We start from the raw sequence: 17393 nt of genomic DNA, 5'->3' as shown, positions 1-17393 counted from the left end.
GCTTGATAGGGCCGAGTCGGCTTCTACACTAGTTGTACATTCACGAGCTTACACGAGGCAGCCCCATGTCCATCCCGGCCTATCAGCTGGGTGACCATGTCACCCTCAAGGAAATTGGCAATGCCATCTCCCATGGCCTCATGCCGATCGTCGAAGTCGAGTCGATGGATGGCATCTATACGGTGCGATTCCACCACGCCAACAACGTCTCGGAACTCTCGGACAACCAGGGAAAGACCCGCACCTTCCTTGGTACCGGTGAGATCCGCGATCTGCTCGGCGGCATCGGGCTAACTCACGGCGTGCTGACCTGGGGAGACCAGTGTGGCGACGAGATGATCGGCGTGCCGGGGCACGCCCTCTCACCGGACGAGATGCTGGCCAGCGGTACACGGATCGCCTTTCGCTGATGCGTAACCAGGGGTAGGCTAAAAGTACAATCGCCCGTGGTGACCCCGAAATGGCCGAGATACCTACCCTGCCTCGCAACCCGTCCGTCTATCTGATGACCAGCAGCCGCCTGCTGGTCATGGCGTTTGTCATTGTACTGCTGGCCGGCTGTGCGGGCCGGGAGCTCGCTACCCGCGAGGAGCCGGGAGAACTCTCCATCGACCGGGCGATGATCCTCGCCGAGGCCAAGCGCGCCCTGGGCACTCCCTACCGCCTGGGTGGCACTACCGACCGTGGCTTGGATTGCTCCGGGCTGGTGCAGCGGACCTACTCCCGTGCCGGCATCCGCGTGCCGCGCACCTCACGGCAGCAGTTCGAGGCCCTGCCGCGGGTCGACGAGGCGCGCCCCGGCGACCTGCTGTTCTTCGCCACCGCCGGGGGCGGCAAGCCGAGCCACGTGGGTATCTACCTCGGCGACGGCGAGATGATCCACGCCCCGGGAAGGGGCCGTCGAGTAACCACCACTGCCCTGGCGCTGGACTACTGGCAGGAACGTTTCCTGGGTGCCGCCGCGCCTGCTCCCTGACGCTCGCTCCCTTCCGGCAATGGCGAGCACGCACCACAATCATCATTCCCGCTACGATCCGTCCCTGCTGGCTAGCCCAGACCGCGTCTCGCCCTCCATGCCGTGGCTGTGCCCCACGGCACGAAGGCCCTGAAAGGAATTCACGCATGGCACGCCACCATTGGTACCCGCGACTCCCCGGCATCGCCACCGGGCTGCGCGCTGCCTGGCGAGACGGCTACGGCCTGGACGATCTGCGCCGCGACGTGCTGGCCGGCCTGACCATCGGCACCGTGGCGGTGCCACTCTCCATGGCTCTGGCCATCGCCACGGGCGTGCCACCCCAGCATGGGCTCTACACGGCGATCGTCGCGGGCGCCATCATCGCGCTGACCGGCGGTTCCCGCTTCAATGTCTCGGGCCCGACTGCGGCGTTCGTTGTCATCCTCTTTCCCATCGTCCAGCAGTACGGTCTGGGCGGCCTGCTGATCGCCACGATGATGGCTGGCGTGATCCTGGTGGCGCTGGGCCTCTCCGGCATGGGGCGCCTCATCCAGTACGTGCCCTATCCGGTGGTACTGGGCTTCACGGCGGGGATCGCGGTGGTGATCGCGGTGTTGCAGATACCCGACTTCCTGGGGCTGGAGGTCGGACAGCTGGGCGAGCACTTCGTCGAGAACCTGGGACGCATCGTCACCTCGCTGCCAAGCCTGGATCCACTCGAGCTGGGAGTCGGCGCCTTCACCCTGGGCGTCATGCTGCTCTGGCCACGCCTGCGCGTGCCGATTCCGGCACCCCTGATTGGGCTGGTGGTGGGCGCGATGGTGGCCTATGCGGTCAACCAGTGGCTAGGTAACCCAGGCACGGATAACGTGGTGGAGACCATTGCCTCGCGCTTCTCCTGGGAGGCCCAAGGCGAGACGGGCAGCGGCATTCCGCCGATCGCGCCGAGCTTCGTGGCCCCCTTGCGGCTACCCGGCGCGGATGGAGAATCCCTGGCACTGAGCTTCGAACTGATTCGTGCCCTGCTGGGGCCGGCGTTCGCCATCGCCATGCTGGGAGCGATCGAGTCGCTGCTGTGTGCGGTGGTGTCCGACGGCCTGACTCGCACCCGGCATGACCCCAACGCCGAGCTGATCGGCCAGGGACTGGGCAATATCGTCGCGCCACTGTTCGGCGGCATCACCGCCACGGCCGCCCTCGCCCGGACCGCCACCAACATCCGCAGCGGCGCCCGCTCGCCGATCGCGGCGGTGGTGCATGCGCTGGTGGTGCTGCTGGCGGTGGTCGCCCTGGCGGGCCTGCTGGGGTTAGTGCCAATGGCCGCGTTGGCGGCGCTACTGTTCATCGTCGCCTGGAACATGAGCGAGGCCCGCCACTTCCTGCACACCCTGCGCTCGGCTCCTCCGGGAGACGTGGCCATCCTGGTGACCTGCTTCACGCTGACCGTGTTCTTCGACATGGTGCTGGCAGTGGCCGTGGGTATCGGGCTGGCCGCCGCCCTTTTCATCCGCCGCATGTCGCTGCTGACCCAGACCCAGCGGATCGACGCCGGAACCCATGCCGGTATCGACGACTTGCCCGACGAGGTCGCCCTCTACGACATCGATGGCCCGCTGTTCTTCGGTGCCGCCGAGAGGGCGCTGACCTCGCTGCACCTGGTGGACCCGAGGGTACGGGTCGTCATTCTTGATATGCACGACGTGCCGAGCATGGATGGCACCGCCATCGTGGCCCTGAAGACGCTGATCGACGAGATGCACCACGAGGGGGTGGCACTGGTGCTGGTCGGGTTACCCGCGCGGATCCTCGTCAAACTGCGCCGGGCCGGCATCCACAGGTCGGCCGGCCGACTGACCTGGTGCCGGGAACTTGCACAGGCCCGAAGGGTAGCCATACGCTGGCTCGCTACAGAAGAGTCCCGCCTGGAGGCACACGATGCGCCTTGATCTCTCGCTGTACCTGATCACCGACCCGGACCTTTGCGGCAACCGAGACCTGGTGGAAACCGTGGTGGCGGCAGTGCGAGGCGGCGTGACAGTGGTACAGCTGCGCGACAAGCATGCCAGCGATGCCGAACTGATCGACCAGGCGCGTCGCCTCAAGGCAGCGCTTTCCGGTACCGGCGTGCCGCTGATCATCAATGACCGGCTGGAGGTGGCCCTGGCCGCCGGTGCCGACGGCCTGCACATCGGCCAAGACGACGGCGACGTGGCCAAGGCCCGCGCGGCGCTGGGCCCGGAGGCGATCCTCGGGCTGTCGGTTCAGACCCATGAGCAGATGGCCCGCGTCGATGCCGAACGCCTCGACTACCTGGGGCTGGGCCCGGTGTTCGCCACCCCCAGCAAGCACGACCACGCCGAACCGCTGGGCTTCGAAGGACTGGCGAGCCTGGTGGCGGCAAGCCCCCTGCCCGCCGTGGCCATCGGTGGCCTCAAGGCCGAACATGTGGCCGCAACCCGGAACGCCGGCGCCCAGGGCTTGGCAGTGATCTCGGCAATCTGCGGCAATCCCGACCCCGAGGCCGCCGCACGAGCCTTCCGTTCCCGGCACTGAAGCGTCACGACGTCGGCCGGCGCTTCAGGGTGGTACGACGCTCACGGTAGGCGATGGCCAGGCCGCTGCCAATGATCAGAATGCTGCCGACGAAGACCCAGATATCCGGCATTTCCCCCCAGAACCACCAGCCCAACAGCACGGCCCAGAGCATGGCAGTGTAGTCAAAAGGAGCGGCAATGGCGGCCGGTGCGTAGCGAAAGGCGATGGTAATGCTGGCGGTGGCACCGACCCCGAAGATGCCCGAGCCCAAAAATCCTGGCCAGTGCCAGGGATGGGGCGTCTGCCACACCCAGGGCAGCACCAGGGCCGTTAGCACGAAGGGCACCAGGGTCATGTAGAAGACCATGGCCCAGAGGTGCTCGGTGCCGCCCCAGCGCCGAGCGGTAATCATCATCAATGCGTAAAAGAGGGCGGCCCCGATCATTACCAGGGAACCCATCTGAAACGCTTCGCCACCCGGACGCACGATGATCATCACGCCGACAAACCCCAGTAGCGATGCGGCGAGGACCGGCCGCTCGATTCGCTCCCCCAGCAGCGGCACAGAGAGCAGCGTCACGAACATGGGGGCGGCGAAGGCAATGGCGGTCGCCTCGGCAAGCGGCAAGAGGGTGAGGCCCAGCACGAAACAGCCCATGGTGCCGGTGTAGATCAACCCGCGCAGTAGATGGACCCCGGGACGACGGGTACGCAGCTTGCTCAGGCCGCCGCCAAAATAGGCTAGCAGCGCAATCAGTGGCAGCGAGACCAGGGTACGAAAGAAGATGATCTGCAGCGGCGAGTGCACCTCGCCCAGCCACTTGGCGATGCCGTCGCCGATGGCCAGGCAGAGCACACCCAGGCACATGAAGCCGATGCCCTTGAATGACGATGACACCTCGATGCCCTCCCTTGGCCGAACCCCCAAAATGTTACCCCGCCGACCTGGGGCCGGCGGGGTGGGTGGAGATCACTACGCTAGTCGGTGACGTGTCGGAGGGCAAGGCCTCAGAGGCTGGCCTGGACCACCATGCATTCCATGCCCTGGGCCACCAGGCGACGGCAGGCCGTATGGGCCTGGCGCTCGTCCATGTCTACCAGACGTGCACGGTAGACGCCGGCCTTCCCGGCATCCCCCACGGCGACCCGAGCCTCGACGAGGTCGCTGGCCAGCTGGTTGGCGGCGCGTGACGCCAGGGTGCGGGCATGGCCGGCATCGCTGAAGGCCCCGACCTGCACGCCCCAGCCTCCGCGCTGGACAATGCCTTCCGGAAGCGTGACGGGTTCCGCCGACTCACCGGTGCTGGCCATCAGCTCGCGTATGGGATCATCGGCCGAGCCCTGCTCCAGGCCCGCCATGGCAACGAAGGCCGGCGACTCGACACGGACGATCCGCGATACCACCTGTCTCGGGGCGTTCACTGCCGCCGTTGGCGCCGCCACCGCAGCCGGTGAGGTCACAGCCGATGTGCCAAGGCTGGCCAGGCGAACCCGGTGGCCGACCGGCTGGCCCGGGGCCTGGGGCTCGCCCGGCATCAGCCGGCCGCCGGAGATATCCGCACTGGCCAGCCAGCCGCTACCATCGGCCAGCGAGGCACGCATGAAACTGCGATCGAGCAGGTCGGCGGTGTGCGCATCCCGTGAGGCAGCGGTGAAGCCGCCCATCACCACGGTGAGCAGGCGACGACCATCACGCACTGCCGAGGTGGCCACGTTGAAACCCGAGGCACGAATGTAGCCCGTCTTCATGCCGTCGGCGCCGGCGTAGTTGTCCAGCAGACGGTTATGACCCGTAATGGTCTTGCCGCGCCAGGTGAAGCTCGTCCGCGAGAAATAGGGATAGTACTGAGGGAAGTCGCGCATCACGCTACGAGCGAGCACCGCCATGTCGCGTGCCGTGGTGACCTGGCCGGCATCGGGCAGGCCATTGGGATTACGGAAGGTGGTACGGGTCATGTCCAGCTCGCGAGCCTTGTCGGTCATCATGCGACTGAAATGCGCTTCGCTTCCGCCCAGGGCTTCGGCCACCACCACGGCCACATCGTTGGCCGACTTGATCACAAGGGCCTGGATGGCTTTATCCACGGGAATGGTCGAGCCCGCCTTCACATACAGCTTGGACGCCTGTCTGGAGGCGGCATAAGCGGAGACCGGAAGCGGCGAATCGAGCTGCAGATCGCCCCGCTCCAGCGCCTCGAAGAGCAGGTAAAGCGTCATCATCTTGGTGAGCGAGGCCGGATAGCGCAGCTTATCGGCATTTTCGGCGTAGAGGATCTCCTGGCTGTCGGCATCGATGACGATCCCGGCATAGCGAGGATTGGCCTGGACGGCCGTGGCAGCAAGCAGCAGGCAGGTCAGCAGCGCGAAGATGCCCCCTTTCCGGCGCCAGTTGTTTGTTGTGATAGGCACCATGTCGCGTTCCCTCTAGTTTTTTACAATTACCCCCATGCCATTATGGCCGCCTAGTGCGCACTGTACAGGGTGAATACCGGACTTTTTTCCCGACTTTTCGCCGTATTACTCCTTCCTTTCGCCCTGCCCTTTTAGGCCGCTGCCCGACCCAATTAAGTGCGTCTATCATCCTGCTCCTGCCAACCGCTGCCCGCCAAGCCACACTAGGCGCAAAGCAAGCAGCGTCAGCGCCCACTTGAACAGGTTGTCGAAGCGGTGCTCCGGGAGCCAATGCAGTAGGCGCAGGCCCAGCCAGGTGCCGACAAAGCCCGCCGCCACCATCACCAGCATCAGCGGCAGCCAGTCCCGGAAGACGAAGCCGGCCACGCCGAACACGAAGGCCTTGCTCAGGTGCTGCAGCAGCATGCAGGCGGAGAAGGTCGCTACCTTGGCCAGGCGACCTTCCTGGCTCTGCTTGATGAAGGCAGCTACCACGGGGCCGCTGGCGCCTACCAGGCTGGAGAGCAAGGTGGTAACGGCGCCGACGATCAGTATGCCCCCTCGCCCCAGGGCCCGTTTCGGTAGTCCCGGCCCCCAGCAGGTAAAAAGCACAAAGGCGGCGATACTCAACTCCAGCACCCCGGCCGGCAAACGCACCAGCAACCAGGCGGCCGCCAGCGCGCCCAGCACCACCCCCGGCAGGAAGGCGGCGAGCATGGCACGATTGACATGGCGCCAGGTCATCGCCGTGCGGCCGACGTTGGAACCGAGCTGCACCATGCCGTGGACCGGGATCAGCGCTGCCGCCGGCATCACCTGAGCCAGTGCCATGATCATCAGCACCCCGCCCCCGACACCCACCGCGGCGGTGAAGGCCGAGGTAAGCACCGACAGCAGCACCAGCACCAGGTTGATCATTCCCGACAGCGGCGAAAGGCTCTCCAGAAGCATCGACTTACTCATGGTCATGTGAGGAGGCCACTATACCCGAGCCCGGGATCGCCTCGTCGACTCCAGCAGCAGGCCATCGGCATCGCTCAGCGTTACGTCCATCGCATCACCGAGCAAACAGAGACACGGGCCATACCAGTAACGACGGTACGACCGTCAGTCGTCGTTCAGCATGAGATCGCGCAGCTTCTGCTCGTCGAGCACCAGCAGGCGCTGGCGGTCGATGTTGATGACCCCCTCCTCGCGCAGCTTGGCCAGCAGGCGCGACAGGGTCTCCGGGGTCATGGCCAGCTGGGCGGCCAGCCAGCGCTTGGGAATGGTCAGCCGCACCACCCGGGGCCCTTTGGCGCGGCCTGTCGGGAGCTGGCGCAGGATGTAACTGACCAGACGCGCCATGGCATCGGCCTGGGTCAGCAGGGCCATGTCCTCGAGGCGTTCGGTAAGCTCCAGGGCCAGGCGACTCAAGAACTCCGCCCGGCAGGCCGGCTGGCTGTCCATGATCTCACGGCAGCGTGCTGCGGGGATGGCCAGCAGATGGGTGCGACGCAGGGCTTCGGCGGAATAGAGGTAGACGCGGGCATTGGACACCATGCTCAGCTCACCCAGGGTGCCACCGCGCTCCACGCAGCGGATGGTCGCCAGGCGGCCATCGCCGGCACTGCGCACCAGGCGCACCACCCCACTGATCACCACGTAGAGCCATTCGGCCGGCGCATCCTGGCGGAACAGCCACTCGCGGGCCTTGAGGGTGCGTACCGTGGAGTCCTCCAGCAGGGCCTCGATCCGGTCATCGTCGAGGTCGCCCAGCCAGGGCACCCCACGCACCAGGTCGCGCAGCTGCCGGGGCCGAAACAGCAGCTCAGTCGAGGAACTGGGCACCGGGGCAGTATCCGTAGACATGGCCTTCCTCCACATGGGTATCGGCATCGATGATCAGGTAGCCATGGGCCTGGCTGGCGGCGCCGAGCATATGCGAGCCCTGCCCGCCGGCCAGCCGTGCAACGGGGGCACCGCCGGTCCAGTCCAGCACCACCCTCAAGAGCTCGCGCCGGCCTCGCGGCGCCTTCCGGGAGAAACCGGCGGTGACCGGGAAGCGCTGCAGTGCAGGCGGGGTACGCCCTTGCCGCCCCTGCACGAAGGGCAACGCCAGCCACTGCCAGCCCACCAGCGAGGCCACCGGGTTGCCAGGCAGGCCGATCAGCGGTGTACCACCGTCATGCAGTGAAGGGCCGAGCCAGCCGAAAACAAACGGCTTGCCGGGCTTGATCGCCACCCCATGGAAGCTGATACCGCCCAGACGCTCCAGCACCGGGCGCACATGGTCCTCCTCCCCCACCGAGACCCCGCCCGTACACACTATCAGATCGGCTTGTTCGCACGCCCGGGCAAAGCATTGACTCAAGTCAGCTGCGGTGTCGGCAGCAACGCCCAGGTCACGAACCTCGCAGTCCTGCTGTGCGAGCAGAGCACGCAGCATGGCACCATTGCTGTTGTAGACCTGGCCGGGCGCCCAGGGCTGGCCAGGCTCGATCAGCTCGTCACCGGTGCTGACCAGGGCCACGCGCACCCGCCGACGCACCCTCACATCAGCGATGCCCTGGCTGGCCAGCAGGGCGATGGCCGCGGCGTTCAGCCGCGCGCCCGCCGCCAGCACCACGTCCCCGGCGCGGCTCTCCTCGCCTCGGCGACGGATATTGTCGCCCGCGGCCAGCCCATCCTCGATGTGCACCCGCCCCTCGCGGTCCAGGTTCACCTTCTCCTGAGGCACCACGGCATCCGCGCCCAGCGGCACCGGGGCGCCGGTGAAGATGCGGGCACAGCCCCCTTCGGGCAACCTGAGCACCCCGGCACCGGCCGGCACGCGCAGCGTCACCGGCAGGCCGGACTGGCTCGCGGCAAGCTCGTGGCGACGCAAGGCATAGCCGTCCATGGCGCTGTTATCGACGCCGGGCAGGTCGAGCTCGGCCAGAGCATCCTCGGCCAGCACTCGGCCGGCGGCATCCGCCAGGGCAACCCGCTCGTTGCCGTCCACCGCCACGCCGGCCGCTACCATCAGGGCGCGGGCATCGAAGAGGTCGAGCAGGCCGGGCGTGATGACCTCCGAACAGCCGCAGTTCATGCCCCGGCCCTTTCCGCCACGTCCTCGTCGGCGCTCACCTGCCGGGACCCGCAGTGCTTCGCCTCCGGCAGCACCATGGCGACGAAGTTGCAGGGGCGGGTGCGGGCATCGAGCTGCGCGGCCAGGATGCCATCCCAGGCGGTGGCACAGGCCTTGGGTGAGCCGGGCATGGCGAACACCAGGGTACGGTCGATCAGGCCGGCCACAGCCCGGGACTGGATGGTGGAGGTGCCGATGGTTTCCAGCGACAGCTGGCGAAACAGCTCGCCGTAGCCCTCGACCGACTTGTCGAACAGCGGTGCGAGGGCCTCGGGGGTGGTATCGCGTGGCATGAAGCCGGTACCGCCGTTGACCAGGATCACCTGGATGTCCTCGCGTACCACCCAGGCCGAGACCACCGCGCGGATGCGGTAGACGTCATCGGGCACGATCTGTCGCTCCACCAGCGCATGGCCTGCCTGGGTGAGCCGTTCGCCGAGCAGATCGCCGCTACCGTCCTCATTGAAGCCGCGTGTGTCGGAGACGGTCAGCACGGCGAGGCCGAGTGGGGCGAAGGGTGTATCGGCGTGGACATGGGCCATGGAGTCTCTCCTATTGCATCAGGGCACTGGCGCTGTCGTCGTCGAGCGCGATGCCTTCGACACCGATCTCAGCCTCCAGCGCCAGCAAGTAGTGGCGCAGGGCACGACGGGTGGCCTGCTCGCGCAGGCTGTGGCGGACGTGCTCGGCGACCTGCTCGTAAGGCAACTCACGTCCCTCCAGGCGCTCGTCAATGCTGACGACATGCCAGCCATAGCGGGAAGCCAGCGGGCGGTCGTGGAGCCCCTCGGGCAGATGCTGCAGGGCGCGGTCGAGCTCGGCCACGGTCTGGCCGGGCGCCAGCCAGCCCAGCTCGCCGCCTTCCTCCCTGGAGGGACAGGCGGAGTGGCGCTGGGCGAACTCGGTGAAGCGCTCGGGCACTTCCTGCAGCTGGCGGATCAGCTTCTCACCCTGGCGATAGCCGGCGTCGCGGGCCGGGGCGTCATCCGGGGCAGCGGCCAGCAGCACGTGGCGCACCCGCAAGCGGGTGGGCTCGCTGAAGCGCTCGGGATGGGCGGCGTGGAAGCGACGGCAGTCTTCCTCGGCGGGCTCGGGCACCTCCAGTTCGCGCTCCAGCAGCTCGGCGATGGCGACATCGGCCTCATCGACCGCCTCGTCGGCGGCCTCGGCCACTCCCAGGGCGGCCGCCCGCTGGCGCAGCAGCTCGCGCACCACCAGGGCGCGGGCCGCCTTGAGCTGGGCAGTTCCGGCGGAGTCCGCCGGGTGGTACTGCATCTCCTCGGCGATGTCGGCCTCCGCGATGGTGGCCTCACCGACCCGGATGGGCGGGGGGCTGGCGCCCCCGGGGATCTGCTCGATATCGATCTTTAACATGACAGAATCCTTGAAGCTCTTCTCAACTAGCCTGGGTAAGAGGGGCTATTCCGGCGACAGGACTGCGAGGCGACGCTGTGAACCCCTCCCTGGGCGCTACCGACGCCATTCGTGGCGTAGGACCTCTTCTTCGTCCTGCCCACGGCGCCCCTTCCAAGGGTGTGGGCAAGGCCTTTACTCAGCCCCGCTTGCGAACCAATTGATAGCGACGAGTGATATACCCCAGCGGCACGCTCCACACATGCACCAGGCGCGAGAAGGGGAACAGCAGGATGATGGTCAGACCGAGGAAGACGTGGAGCTTGTAGATCCAGGAGACCTCGGTCATGTAATCCGCCGCCCCGCCGCCGAAGAAGACGATGGACTGCGCCCAGGCGGCCAGGGTGAGCATCATCTCGCCGTCCAGGTGGCCCAGCGAGAAGAACACGCTGATGATGCCCAGCGCCGCCTGGAAGACGATCAGCCCGAGGATGACGTTGTCCATCGGAGCGGACGAAGCCTTGACCCGCGGGTTGTTCAGGCGACGATAGAGCAGCATGGCGCCGCCCGTCAGGCACATCACGCCGGCGATCCCACCGATGACGATGGCCAGCACCTGCTTGGCACCCGCCGACAGGAAGGGGGCATAGGCCCAGTGCGGCGTCAGCATGCCGAACAGGTGACCGAAGAAGATCACGATGATGCCGATATGGAAGAGGTTGCTGGCCAGGCGCATGTTCTTCGACGAGAGCATCTGGCTGGAACCGGTCTTCCAGGTGTACTGGCCGTGGTCGTAACGCAGCAGACTGCCGACCAGGAACACCGTACCGGCCAGGTACGGGTAGTAGCCGTAGAGCAGGTGTTGCAGGTATTCGCTAAACATGACGGTTCTCCTTTAGCGATCGGTCGGGGCGCGGTCGGACGCGCCGCTGCTGGACATGATCTTGACGGGGTCGCTGGGCACGGCCTTCTTGCGTTCGGCCAGACGCCGTCCTTCGGCGGACTGCAGCGCGCAGTCCTGGTCGGAATCGGCACTGAAGCGCACCGCCTCCTCCTCCCAGACCTCGTCCAGCGCCTCCGGGGTATCGTCGGGAGCCTCCTCCTTCACCGTCTCGCGATGGGCGTCGACATCTCCCTCGGCCCCGATCAGCGCCAGCAGCGCCAGTGGCACGAGGGCATGGTCGGCGTCGCGCTCTTCCAGCCGGGCGGCGAGCAGAGCCAGGATATGGCGGATCTCGCCCAGCCAGCGACCGATGTCGGCCTCGTGGCGGGTCGAGAGATACTCCAGGAACAGCGGCAGATAGTCCGGCAGCTCACGGGCATCGAGCTCGAAGCCCGCGGCGCTGTATTCGGCCATCAGGTCGACCATGGCTTGGCCGCGATCGCGGGACTCGCCGTGGACGTGCTCGAAGAGCAGCAACGAGGTGCTGCGCCCCTTGTCGAACAGCGCCACGTACTCGGCCTGCAGCTCCATCAGGTCGGCCTCCAGCAGACGCTGGCACCACGCCATCAGGCGGGTGCGCAGCGCCGCCTTCCAGCGGCGCTCGCCGTCGAGTATCTCGATCATTTCCGGCGCGGCAGCCTGGAGCTCTGCGGAGGGGTAGTCCAGCAGCCGGGCCAGCACGCGCAGGCTCAGCATGTCCGGCTCAGTCGCGGGGTATTGCATCGCTGCCTCAGCCATGACGGGCCTCCTCGGCTTTCTCATCGCGCCGACCCACGCTCTGCGGATCAAAGGTTTCTACCGGCTTGACCAGGGTGGTGGTCTGAGAGCGGCCGTTGAAAAGGCTGGGCTTGCTCTCGCCATGGCAGCCGTCACCGAAGGTGAAGCCGCAGCCACCGCGCTCCGGGAAGGCCTCGGTGGCCATCTCGCGGTGGCTGGTGGGGATCACGAAGCGATCTTCGTAATTGGCGATGGCCAGATACCGATACATGTCCTCCACCTGGGCCTCGCTGAGCCCCACGCTCTCCAGCACCTCGGTCTCGGCCTTGCCCTCGACGTGCTTGCCGCGCATGTAGAGGCGCATGGCCATCAGGCGCTTGAGCGCCAATATCACGGGCTCTTCCTCACCGGCGGTGAGCATGTTGGCCAGGTACTTGACCGGAATACGCAGCGACTCGATCTTGGGCATGACGCCGTCAAACTCGACGTTGCCGGTCTCGGCGGCGGACTGGATCGGCGACAGCGGCGGTACGTACCAGACCATCGGCAGGGTGCGATACTCCGGGTGCAGCGGCAGCGCCAGCCCCCAGTCCATGGCCAACTTGTAGACCGGCGAGGCCTGGGCGGCGGCTATCACGTTATCGGTGATGCCGTCCTTCTTCGCCTGGGCGATCACTTCCGGATCGTTGGGATCCAGGAAGATCTCGCACTGGCGATGATAGAGATCACGCTCGTCCGGGGAGCTGGCGACTTCCTCGATGCGGTCGGCATCGTAAAGCAGCACACCGAGGTAGCGGATCCGGCCTACACAGGTCTCGGAGCAGACGGTCGGCTGGCCGGCCTCGATGCGCGGATAGCAGAAGATGCACTTCTCGGACTTCCCGGTCTTCCAGTTGTAGTAGATCTTCTTGTAGGGGCAGCCGGAGATGCACATCCGCCAGCCGCGGCACTTGTCCTGGTCGATCAGGACGATGCCGTCCTCCTCGCGCTTGTAGATCGCGCCACTCGGGCACGACGCCACGCAGGTCGGGTTGAGGCAGTGCTCGCACAGCCGCGGCAGGTACATCATGAAGGTGTTCTCGAACTGGCCGTAGATGTCGGCCTGGATCTTCTCGAAGTTCGCGTCCTTGCGCCGCTTGGCGAACTCGGTGCCGAGGATCTCCTCCCAGTTCGGGCCCCATTCGATCTTGTTCATGCGCTGGCCGGAGATCAGCGAGCGCGGCCGCGCAGTGGGCTGGTGCTCGCCCTGCTTGGCGGTGTGCAGATGCTGGTAGTCGAAGGTGAACGGCTCGTAATAGTCGTCGATCTCCGGCAGGTCGGGGTTGGCGAAGATGTTCGCCAGCACCCGCCACTTGCCGCCGATACGCGGCTCGATCTTGCCATCCTTGCGACGCAGCCAGCCGCCCTTCCACTTGTGCTGGTTCTCCCACTCCTTGGGATAGCCGATGCCGGGCTTGGTCTCGACGTTGTTGAACCAGGCGTACTCGACGCCCTCACGGCTGGTCCAGACGTTCTTGCAGGTCACCGAGCAGGTGTGGCAGCCGATGCACTTGTCGAGGTTGAGGACCATGCCTACCTGGGAACGAATCTTCATTTCACGGCCTCCTGCTCGTAGTCATTGCCTTCGCCATCCAGCCAGTCGATCTTCTTCATCTTTCGCACGATGACGAATTCGTCGCGGTTGGAGCCGACGGTGCCGTAGTAGTTGAAGCTGTAGGACAGCTGGGCGTAGCCGCCGATCATGTGGGTCGGCTTGGGACACACGCGGGTCACGGAGTTGTGGATACCGCCCCGGGTGCCCGTCATCTCGGAGCCCGGCATGTTCAGGATGCGCTCCTGGGCGTGATACATCATCGCCATGCCGTTCTTGACCCGCTGGCTGACTACCGCACGGGCCGCGATGGCACCGTTGGCGTTGTACAGCTCGATCCAGTCGTTGTCCTCGACGCCGATGGACTTGGCGTCATCCTCGGACAGCCAGACGATGGGGCCGCCCCGCGACAGGGTCTGCATCAGCAGGTTGTCACTGTAGGTGGAGTGGATGCCCCATTTCTGGTGCGGAGTGATCCAGTTCAGGGCGATCTCCGGATTGCCGTTGCCCTTGGGCTCGGCCACGCTCACCGCCGCCTTGGTGTCGATGGGCGGACGATAGACCAGCAGGCTCTCGCCGAAGGCACGCATCCAGGGGTGATCCTGGTAGAACTGCTGGCGACCGCTGACGGTACGCCAGGGGATCAACTCGTGGACGTTGGTGTAGCCGGCGTTGTAGGAGACGTGCTCGTCCTCGAGACCGGACCAGGTCGGACTGGAGATGATCTTGCGCGGCTGGGCGACGATGTCGCGGAAGCGGATCTTCTCCTCCTCCTTGGGATGCGCCAGGTGGGTATGGTCCCGCCCGGTGATCTTCGACAGCGCGTCCCAGGCCTTCACCGCCACCTGGCCGTTGGTCTCCGGCGCCAGGGTCAGGATCATCTCGGCGGCGTCAACGGCACTCTCGATCTGCGGACGCCCCTTGTGCGGCCCGTCTGGCTTGCGGTGGTTGAGCTTGCCGAGCAGGTCCACCTCCTTCTCGGTGTTCCAGCTGATGCCCTTGCCGCCGTTGCCGATGCTCTCCAGCAGCGGGCCCACGGAGGTGAAGCGTTCATAGGTCTCGGGGTAATGACGCTTGACCTCGATCAGTGCCGGCATGGTCTTGCCGGGGATCGGCTCGCACTCACCCTTCTTCCAGTCCTTGACCTCGACCTGGGCCAGCTCGGCGGGAGAGTCGTGCTGGTGCGGCAGGGTGACGAGATCAGTCTCCTCGCCCAGGTGCCCCACGCAGACCTTCGAGAAGGCCTTGGCGATGCCCTTGTAGATCTCCCAGTCGCTGCGCGACTCCCACGCCGGGTCCGTCGCCGCGGTGAGCGGGTGGATGAAGGGGTGCATGTCGGATGTATTGAGGTCGTCCTTCTCGTACCAGGTCGCCGTGGGCAGCACGATGTCCGAGTAGAGGCAGGTGGTGGACATGCGGAAGTCCAGGGTCACCAGCAGATCGAGCTTGCCCTCGGGCGCCTCGTCATGCCACTTGACCTCCTCGGGCTTGGTGCCGCCCTCCTCGCCCAGGTCCTTGCCCTGGATGCCGTGACGGGTGCCCAGCAGGTACTTGAGCATGTACTCATGGCCCTTGCCGGAACTGCCCAGCAGGTTGGAGCGCCAGATGAACATGTTGCGCGGGAAGTTCTGGGGGGCATCCGGATCCTCCGCGGCAAACGCCAGCTCGCCGCTCTTGAGCTGCTCGACGGCATAGTCCTTGGTGGACAGTCCCGCGGCTTGGGCTTTCTCGGCCAGGCGCAGCGGGTTGGTGGCGAGCTGCGGGGCGGAGGGCAGCCAGCCCATGCGCTCGGAGCGCACGTTGAAGTCGACCAGACTGCCGGGGTAGTCCTCGGCCTTTGCCAGGGGCGAGAGGATCTCCTTGATCTTGAGCTTCTCGTAGCGCCACTGGGAGGAGTGGTTGTAGAAGAAGGAGGTGGAGTTCATGTGGCGCGGCGGGCGCTGCCAGTCGAGGCCGAAGGCCAGCGGGGTCCAGCCGGTCTGTGGCCGCAGCTTCTCCTGGCCCACGTAGTGGGACCAGCCGCCGCCGCTCTGGCCGACGCAACCACACATGACCAGCATGTTGATCAGGCCACGGTAGTTCATGTCCATGTGGTACCAGTGGTTCATGCCGGCACCGACGATAATCATGCTGCGTCCCTGGGTCTTGTTCGCGTTGTCGGCGAACTCACGGGCGATGCGGGTAGCCTGCTCGGCCGGCACGCCGGTGATCTTCTCCTGCCAGGCGGGGGTATAGGGGCGCACCTGATCGTAGGAGGTCGCCCCGTCGTCTTCGCCGTCACCGGTGAAACCACGGTCGATGCCGTAGTTGGCACACATCAGGTCGAACACGGTGACCGCCAGCATCTCGCTGCCGTCGGCCTTCTTCATCTTCTTGACGGGCAGGTTGTGGAAGAGCAGGTCGTCGGCAGCGCCGGCACCTTCACCCTTCACATGCTCGAAGTGCTCGTGGGCGATGCCACCGAAGTAGGGAAACGCCACCCTCGCCACGCTGTCGTGGTGTTCGGCCAGCGTCAGCAGTGGCTTGATCTCGGCACCTTCGGCATCCAGCGGCTCGAGGTTCCACTTGCCTACCTCGTCACCGGTCTCGCCCCAGCGGAAGCCGATGGAGCCGCGCGGCACCACCAGCTGGTCGCGGGTCTCGTCCCAGGCGACGGTCTTCCATTCGGGGTTGTTGTCCTGGCCCAGGTTGGCATCGAAATCGCTGGCACGCAGCTGGCGCCCCGGGGCATAGCTGCCGTCCTCGCGGGCCTCGAGCTCGACCAGGAAGGGCATGTCGGTGTACTGGCGCACATAGTCGGTGAAGTAGGCGCTGGGCGTGTCGAGGTGGAACTCCTTGAGGATGACGTGCCCCATGGCCATGGCCAGGGCAGCATCGGTGCCCTGCTTGGCGGAAAGCCACTCGTCGGTGAGCTTGGAGACCTCGGCATAGTCCGGGGTGATCGAGACGGTCTTGGTGCCCTTGTAGCGTACCTCGGTGAAGAAGTGGGCATCCGGGGTACGGGTCTGCGGGACGTTGGAGCCCCAGGCAATGATATAGCCGGAGTTGTACCAATCGGCGGACTCGGGCACGTCGGTCTGCTCGCCCCAGGTCTGGGGGCTGGCCGGCGGCAGGTCGCAGTACCAGTCGTAGAAGCTCATGCAGACGCCGCCGATCAGCGACAGATAGCGGCTACCCGCGGCGTAGCTGACCATGGACATGGCGGGGATCGGCGAGAAGCCGATGATGCGGTCCGGGCCGAACTGCTTGGCAGTGTAGACGTTGGAGGCGGCGATCAGCTCGTTGAGTTCGTTCCAGTCGGCGCGCACGAAGCCGCCCATGCCGCGGGCCCGCTTGTATTCCTTGGTCTTCGTCGGGTCCTCGACGATATAGGCCCAGGCCTCGACGGGGTCCTTCTTGAGCTCCAGCGCCTCGCGCCACAGCTTGAGCAGCGGCTTCCTGATCAGCGGGTGCTTGAGGCGGTTGGCGCTGTAGATGTACCAGGAGTAGCTGGCGCCACGCGGGCAGCCCCGCGGCTCGTGATTGGGCAAATCAGGCCGGGTGCGCGGGTAGTCGGTCTGCTGGGTCTCCCAGGTGACCAGGCCATTCTTGACATAGATCTTCCAGCTGCACGAACCGGTGCAGTTCACCCCGTGGGTGGACCTCACCACCTTGTCGTGCTGCCAGCGCTGCCGGTAACCGTTCTCCCACTCGCGGGACTCCTGACGAAGCTCGCCATGTTCGTTGGCGAAGGGTTCGCGGGCCTTGCGGAAGAAGTTCAGCCGATCGATGAAGTGACTCATGGTCGCTCTCCAGG

General features: G+C 66.1%; 15 protein-coding genes. 4 read left to right on the top strand and 11 right to left on the bottom strand.

From position 1 onward, the window contains the following. Nucleotides 1-65 precede the first annotated feature (65 nt). The 4 genes from BMY30_RS04550 (at nt 66) to thiE (ending at nt 3511) form a co-directional block, all read left to right on the top strand. Nucleotides 66-410 carry a hypothetical protein gene (locus tag BMY30_RS04550; RefSeq protein WP_089711037.1) on the top strand — a complete coding sequence of 115 codons (345 nt, stop codon included), beginning with the start codon at nt 66-68 and terminating at the stop codon, nt 408-410. Nucleotides 411-460: 50 nt separating this feature from the next. Continuing rightward, nucleotides 461-976, top strand: a complete 516-nt coding sequence (locus BMY30_RS04545; protein ID WP_425283421.1) for a C40 family peptidase — start codon at nt 461-463, stop codon at nt 974-976. Between the two features lie 146 nt (nt 977-1122). Then, a complete protein-coding gene (gene dauA, locus BMY30_RS04540; protein WP_089711035.1) occupies nt 1123-2904 on the top strand; it encodes a C4-dicarboxylic acid transporter DauA in 1782 nt (593 codons plus the stop codon). Continuing rightward, on the top strand, nt 2894-3511 hold the full coding sequence (gene thiE, locus BMY30_RS04535; RefSeq protein ID WP_089711033.1) for a thiamine phosphate synthase: 618 nt from the start codon (nt 2894-2896) through the stop codon (nt 3509-3511). Before dauA ends, thiE begins: the two co-directional genes overlap by 11 nt. Before the next feature lie 4 nt (nt 3512-3515). On the opposite strand, the gene BMY30_RS04530 is transcribed toward thiE, so the two are convergent. From BMY30_RS04530 to BMY30_RS04480, 11 genes are all read right to left on the bottom strand, one after another. Next, complete coding sequence (locus BMY30_RS04530) at nt 3516-4391, bottom strand: DMT family transporter (RefSeq protein WP_244516120.1); 876 nt, start codon at nt 4389-4391, stop codon at nt 3516-3518. A 110-nt stretch (nt 4392-4501) separates the two neighbouring features. Next, a complete protein-coding gene (locus tag BMY30_RS04525; protein WP_089711031.1) occupies nt 4502-5905 on the bottom strand; it encodes a D-alanyl-D-alanine carboxypeptidase in 1404 nt (467 codons plus the stop codon). Between the two features lie 165 nt (nt 5906-6070). Further along, nucleotides 6071-6835 carry a sulfite exporter TauE/SafE family protein gene (locus tag BMY30_RS04520; RefSeq protein WP_211607234.1) on the bottom strand — a complete coding sequence of 255 codons (765 nt, stop codon included), beginning with the start codon at nt 6833-6835 and terminating at the stop codon, nt 6071-6073. Between the two features lie 156 nt (nt 6836-6991). Further along, nucleotides 6992-7735 (bottom strand): Crp/Fnr family transcriptional regulator, encoded by a 744-nt coding sequence (locus tag BMY30_RS04515; protein ID WP_089711027.1) that lies wholly within the window; start codon nt 7733-7735, stop codon nt 6992-6994. After that, complete coding sequence (locus tag BMY30_RS04510; RefSeq protein WP_089711026.1) at nt 7695-8954, bottom strand: molybdopterin molybdotransferase MoeA; 1260 nt, start codon at nt 8952-8954, stop codon at nt 7695-7697. The genes BMY30_RS04515 and BMY30_RS04510 overlap by 41 nt, the downstream gene beginning before the upstream one ends. Continuing rightward, a complete protein-coding gene (gene moaB / locus BMY30_RS04505) occupies nt 8951-9535 on the bottom strand; it encodes a molybdenum cofactor biosynthesis protein B (RefSeq protein WP_089711024.1) in 585 nt (194 codons plus the stop codon). Before moaB ends, BMY30_RS04510 begins: the two co-directional genes overlap by 4 nt. Nucleotides 9536-9545: 10 nt before the next feature. Further along, the gene (locus BMY30_RS04500; protein WP_089711022.1) at nt 9546-10367 is read right to left on the bottom strand and encodes a peptidylprolyl isomerase; all 822 of its coding nucleotides are present in this window, start codon (nt 10365-10367) and stop codon (nt 9546-9548) included. Between the two features lie 178 nt (nt 10368-10545). Next, nucleotides 10546-11229, bottom strand: coding sequence for a respiratory nitrate reductase subunit gamma (gene narI, locus BMY30_RS04495; RefSeq protein WP_089711020.1), 684 nt, complete (start codon nt 11227-11229; stop codon nt 10546-10548). A 12-nt stretch (nt 11230-11241) separates the two neighbouring features. Then, nucleotides 11242-12027: a nitrate reductase molybdenum cofactor assembly chaperone gene (gene narJ, locus BMY30_RS04490; protein WP_089711018.1), complete on the bottom strand. Its 786-nt coding sequence runs from the start codon at nt 12025-12027 to the stop codon at nt 11242-11244. Continuing rightward, nucleotides 12020-13600 (bottom strand): nitrate reductase subunit beta, encoded by a 1581-nt coding sequence (gene narH, locus BMY30_RS04485; RefSeq protein WP_089711016.1) that lies wholly within the window; start codon nt 13598-13600, stop codon nt 12020-12022. Before narH ends, narJ begins: the two co-directional genes overlap by 8 nt. Next, on the bottom strand, nt 13597-17379 hold the full coding sequence (locus tag BMY30_RS04480; protein ID WP_089711015.1) for a nitrate reductase subunit alpha: 3783 nt from the start codon (nt 17377-17379) through the stop codon (nt 13597-13599). The genes narH and BMY30_RS04480 overlap by 4 nt, the downstream gene beginning before the upstream one ends. Nucleotides 17380-17393 lie beyond the last annotated feature (14 nt).

Origin of the sequence: Halomonas daqiaonensis, assembly GCF_900109725.1 — a bacterium.
Lineage (GTDB): Bacteria > Pseudomonadota > Gammaproteobacteria > Pseudomonadales > Halomonadaceae > Halomonas > Halomonas daqiaonensis.
The sequence above is the reverse complement of the archived record's forward strand: the minus strand, read 5'-3'. Positions and strand labels throughout refer to the sequence as shown.

Excerpts from the sequence above, each read along its gene's own strand:
- BMY30_RS04550 (WP_089711037.1), top strand. The coding sequence starts at position 66 with ATGTCCATCCCGGCCTATCAGCTGGGTGACCATGTCACCCTCAAGGAA.
- BMY30_RS04545 (WP_425283421.1), top strand. The coding sequence starts at position 461 with ATGGCCGAGATACCTACCCTGCCTCGCAACCCGTCCGTCTATCTGATG.
- dauA (WP_089711035.1), top strand. The coding sequence starts at position 1,123 with ATGGCACGCCACCATTGGTACCCGCGACTCCCCGGCATCGCCACCGGG.
- thiE (WP_089711033.1), top strand. The coding sequence starts at position 2,894 with ATGCGCCTTGATCTCTCGCTGTACCTGATCACCGACCCGGACCTTTGC.
- BMY30_RS04525 (WP_089711031.1), bottom strand. The coding sequence starts at position 5,905 with ATGGTGCCTATCACAACAAACAACTGGCGCCGGAAAGGGGGCATCTTC.
- BMY30_RS04520 (WP_211607234.1), bottom strand. The coding sequence starts at position 6,835 with ATGCTTCTGGAGAGCCTTTCGCCGCTGTCGGGAATGATCAACCTGGTG.
- BMY30_RS04515 (WP_089711027.1), bottom strand. The coding sequence starts at position 7,735 with ATGTCTACGGATACTGCCCCGGTGCCCAGTTCCTCGACTGAGCTGCTG.
- BMY30_RS04510 (WP_089711026.1), bottom strand. The coding sequence starts at position 8,954 with ATGAACTGCGGCTGTTCGGAGGTCATCACGCCCGGCCTGCTCGACCTC.
- moaB (WP_089711024.1), bottom strand. The coding sequence starts at position 9,535 with ATGGCCCATGTCCACGCCGATACACCCTTCGCCCCACTCGGCCTCGCC.
- BMY30_RS04500 (WP_089711022.1), bottom strand. The coding sequence starts at position 10,367 with ATGTTAAAGATCGATATCGAGCAGATCCCCGGGGGCGCCAGCCCCCCG.
- narI (WP_089711020.1), bottom strand. The coding sequence starts at position 11,229 with ATGTTTAGCGAATACCTGCAACACCTGCTCTACGGCTACTACCCGTAC.
- narJ (WP_089711018.1), bottom strand. The coding sequence starts at position 12,027 with ATGGCTGAGGCAGCGATGCAATACCCCGCGACTGAGCCGGACATGCTG.
- narH (WP_089711016.1), bottom strand. The coding sequence starts at position 13,600 with ATGAAGATTCGTTCCCAGGTAGGCATGGTCCTCAACCTCGACAAGTGC.
- BMY30_RS04480 (WP_089711015.1), bottom strand. The coding sequence starts at position 17,379 with ATGAGTCACTTCATCGATCGGCTGAACTTCTTCCGCAAGGCCCGCGAA.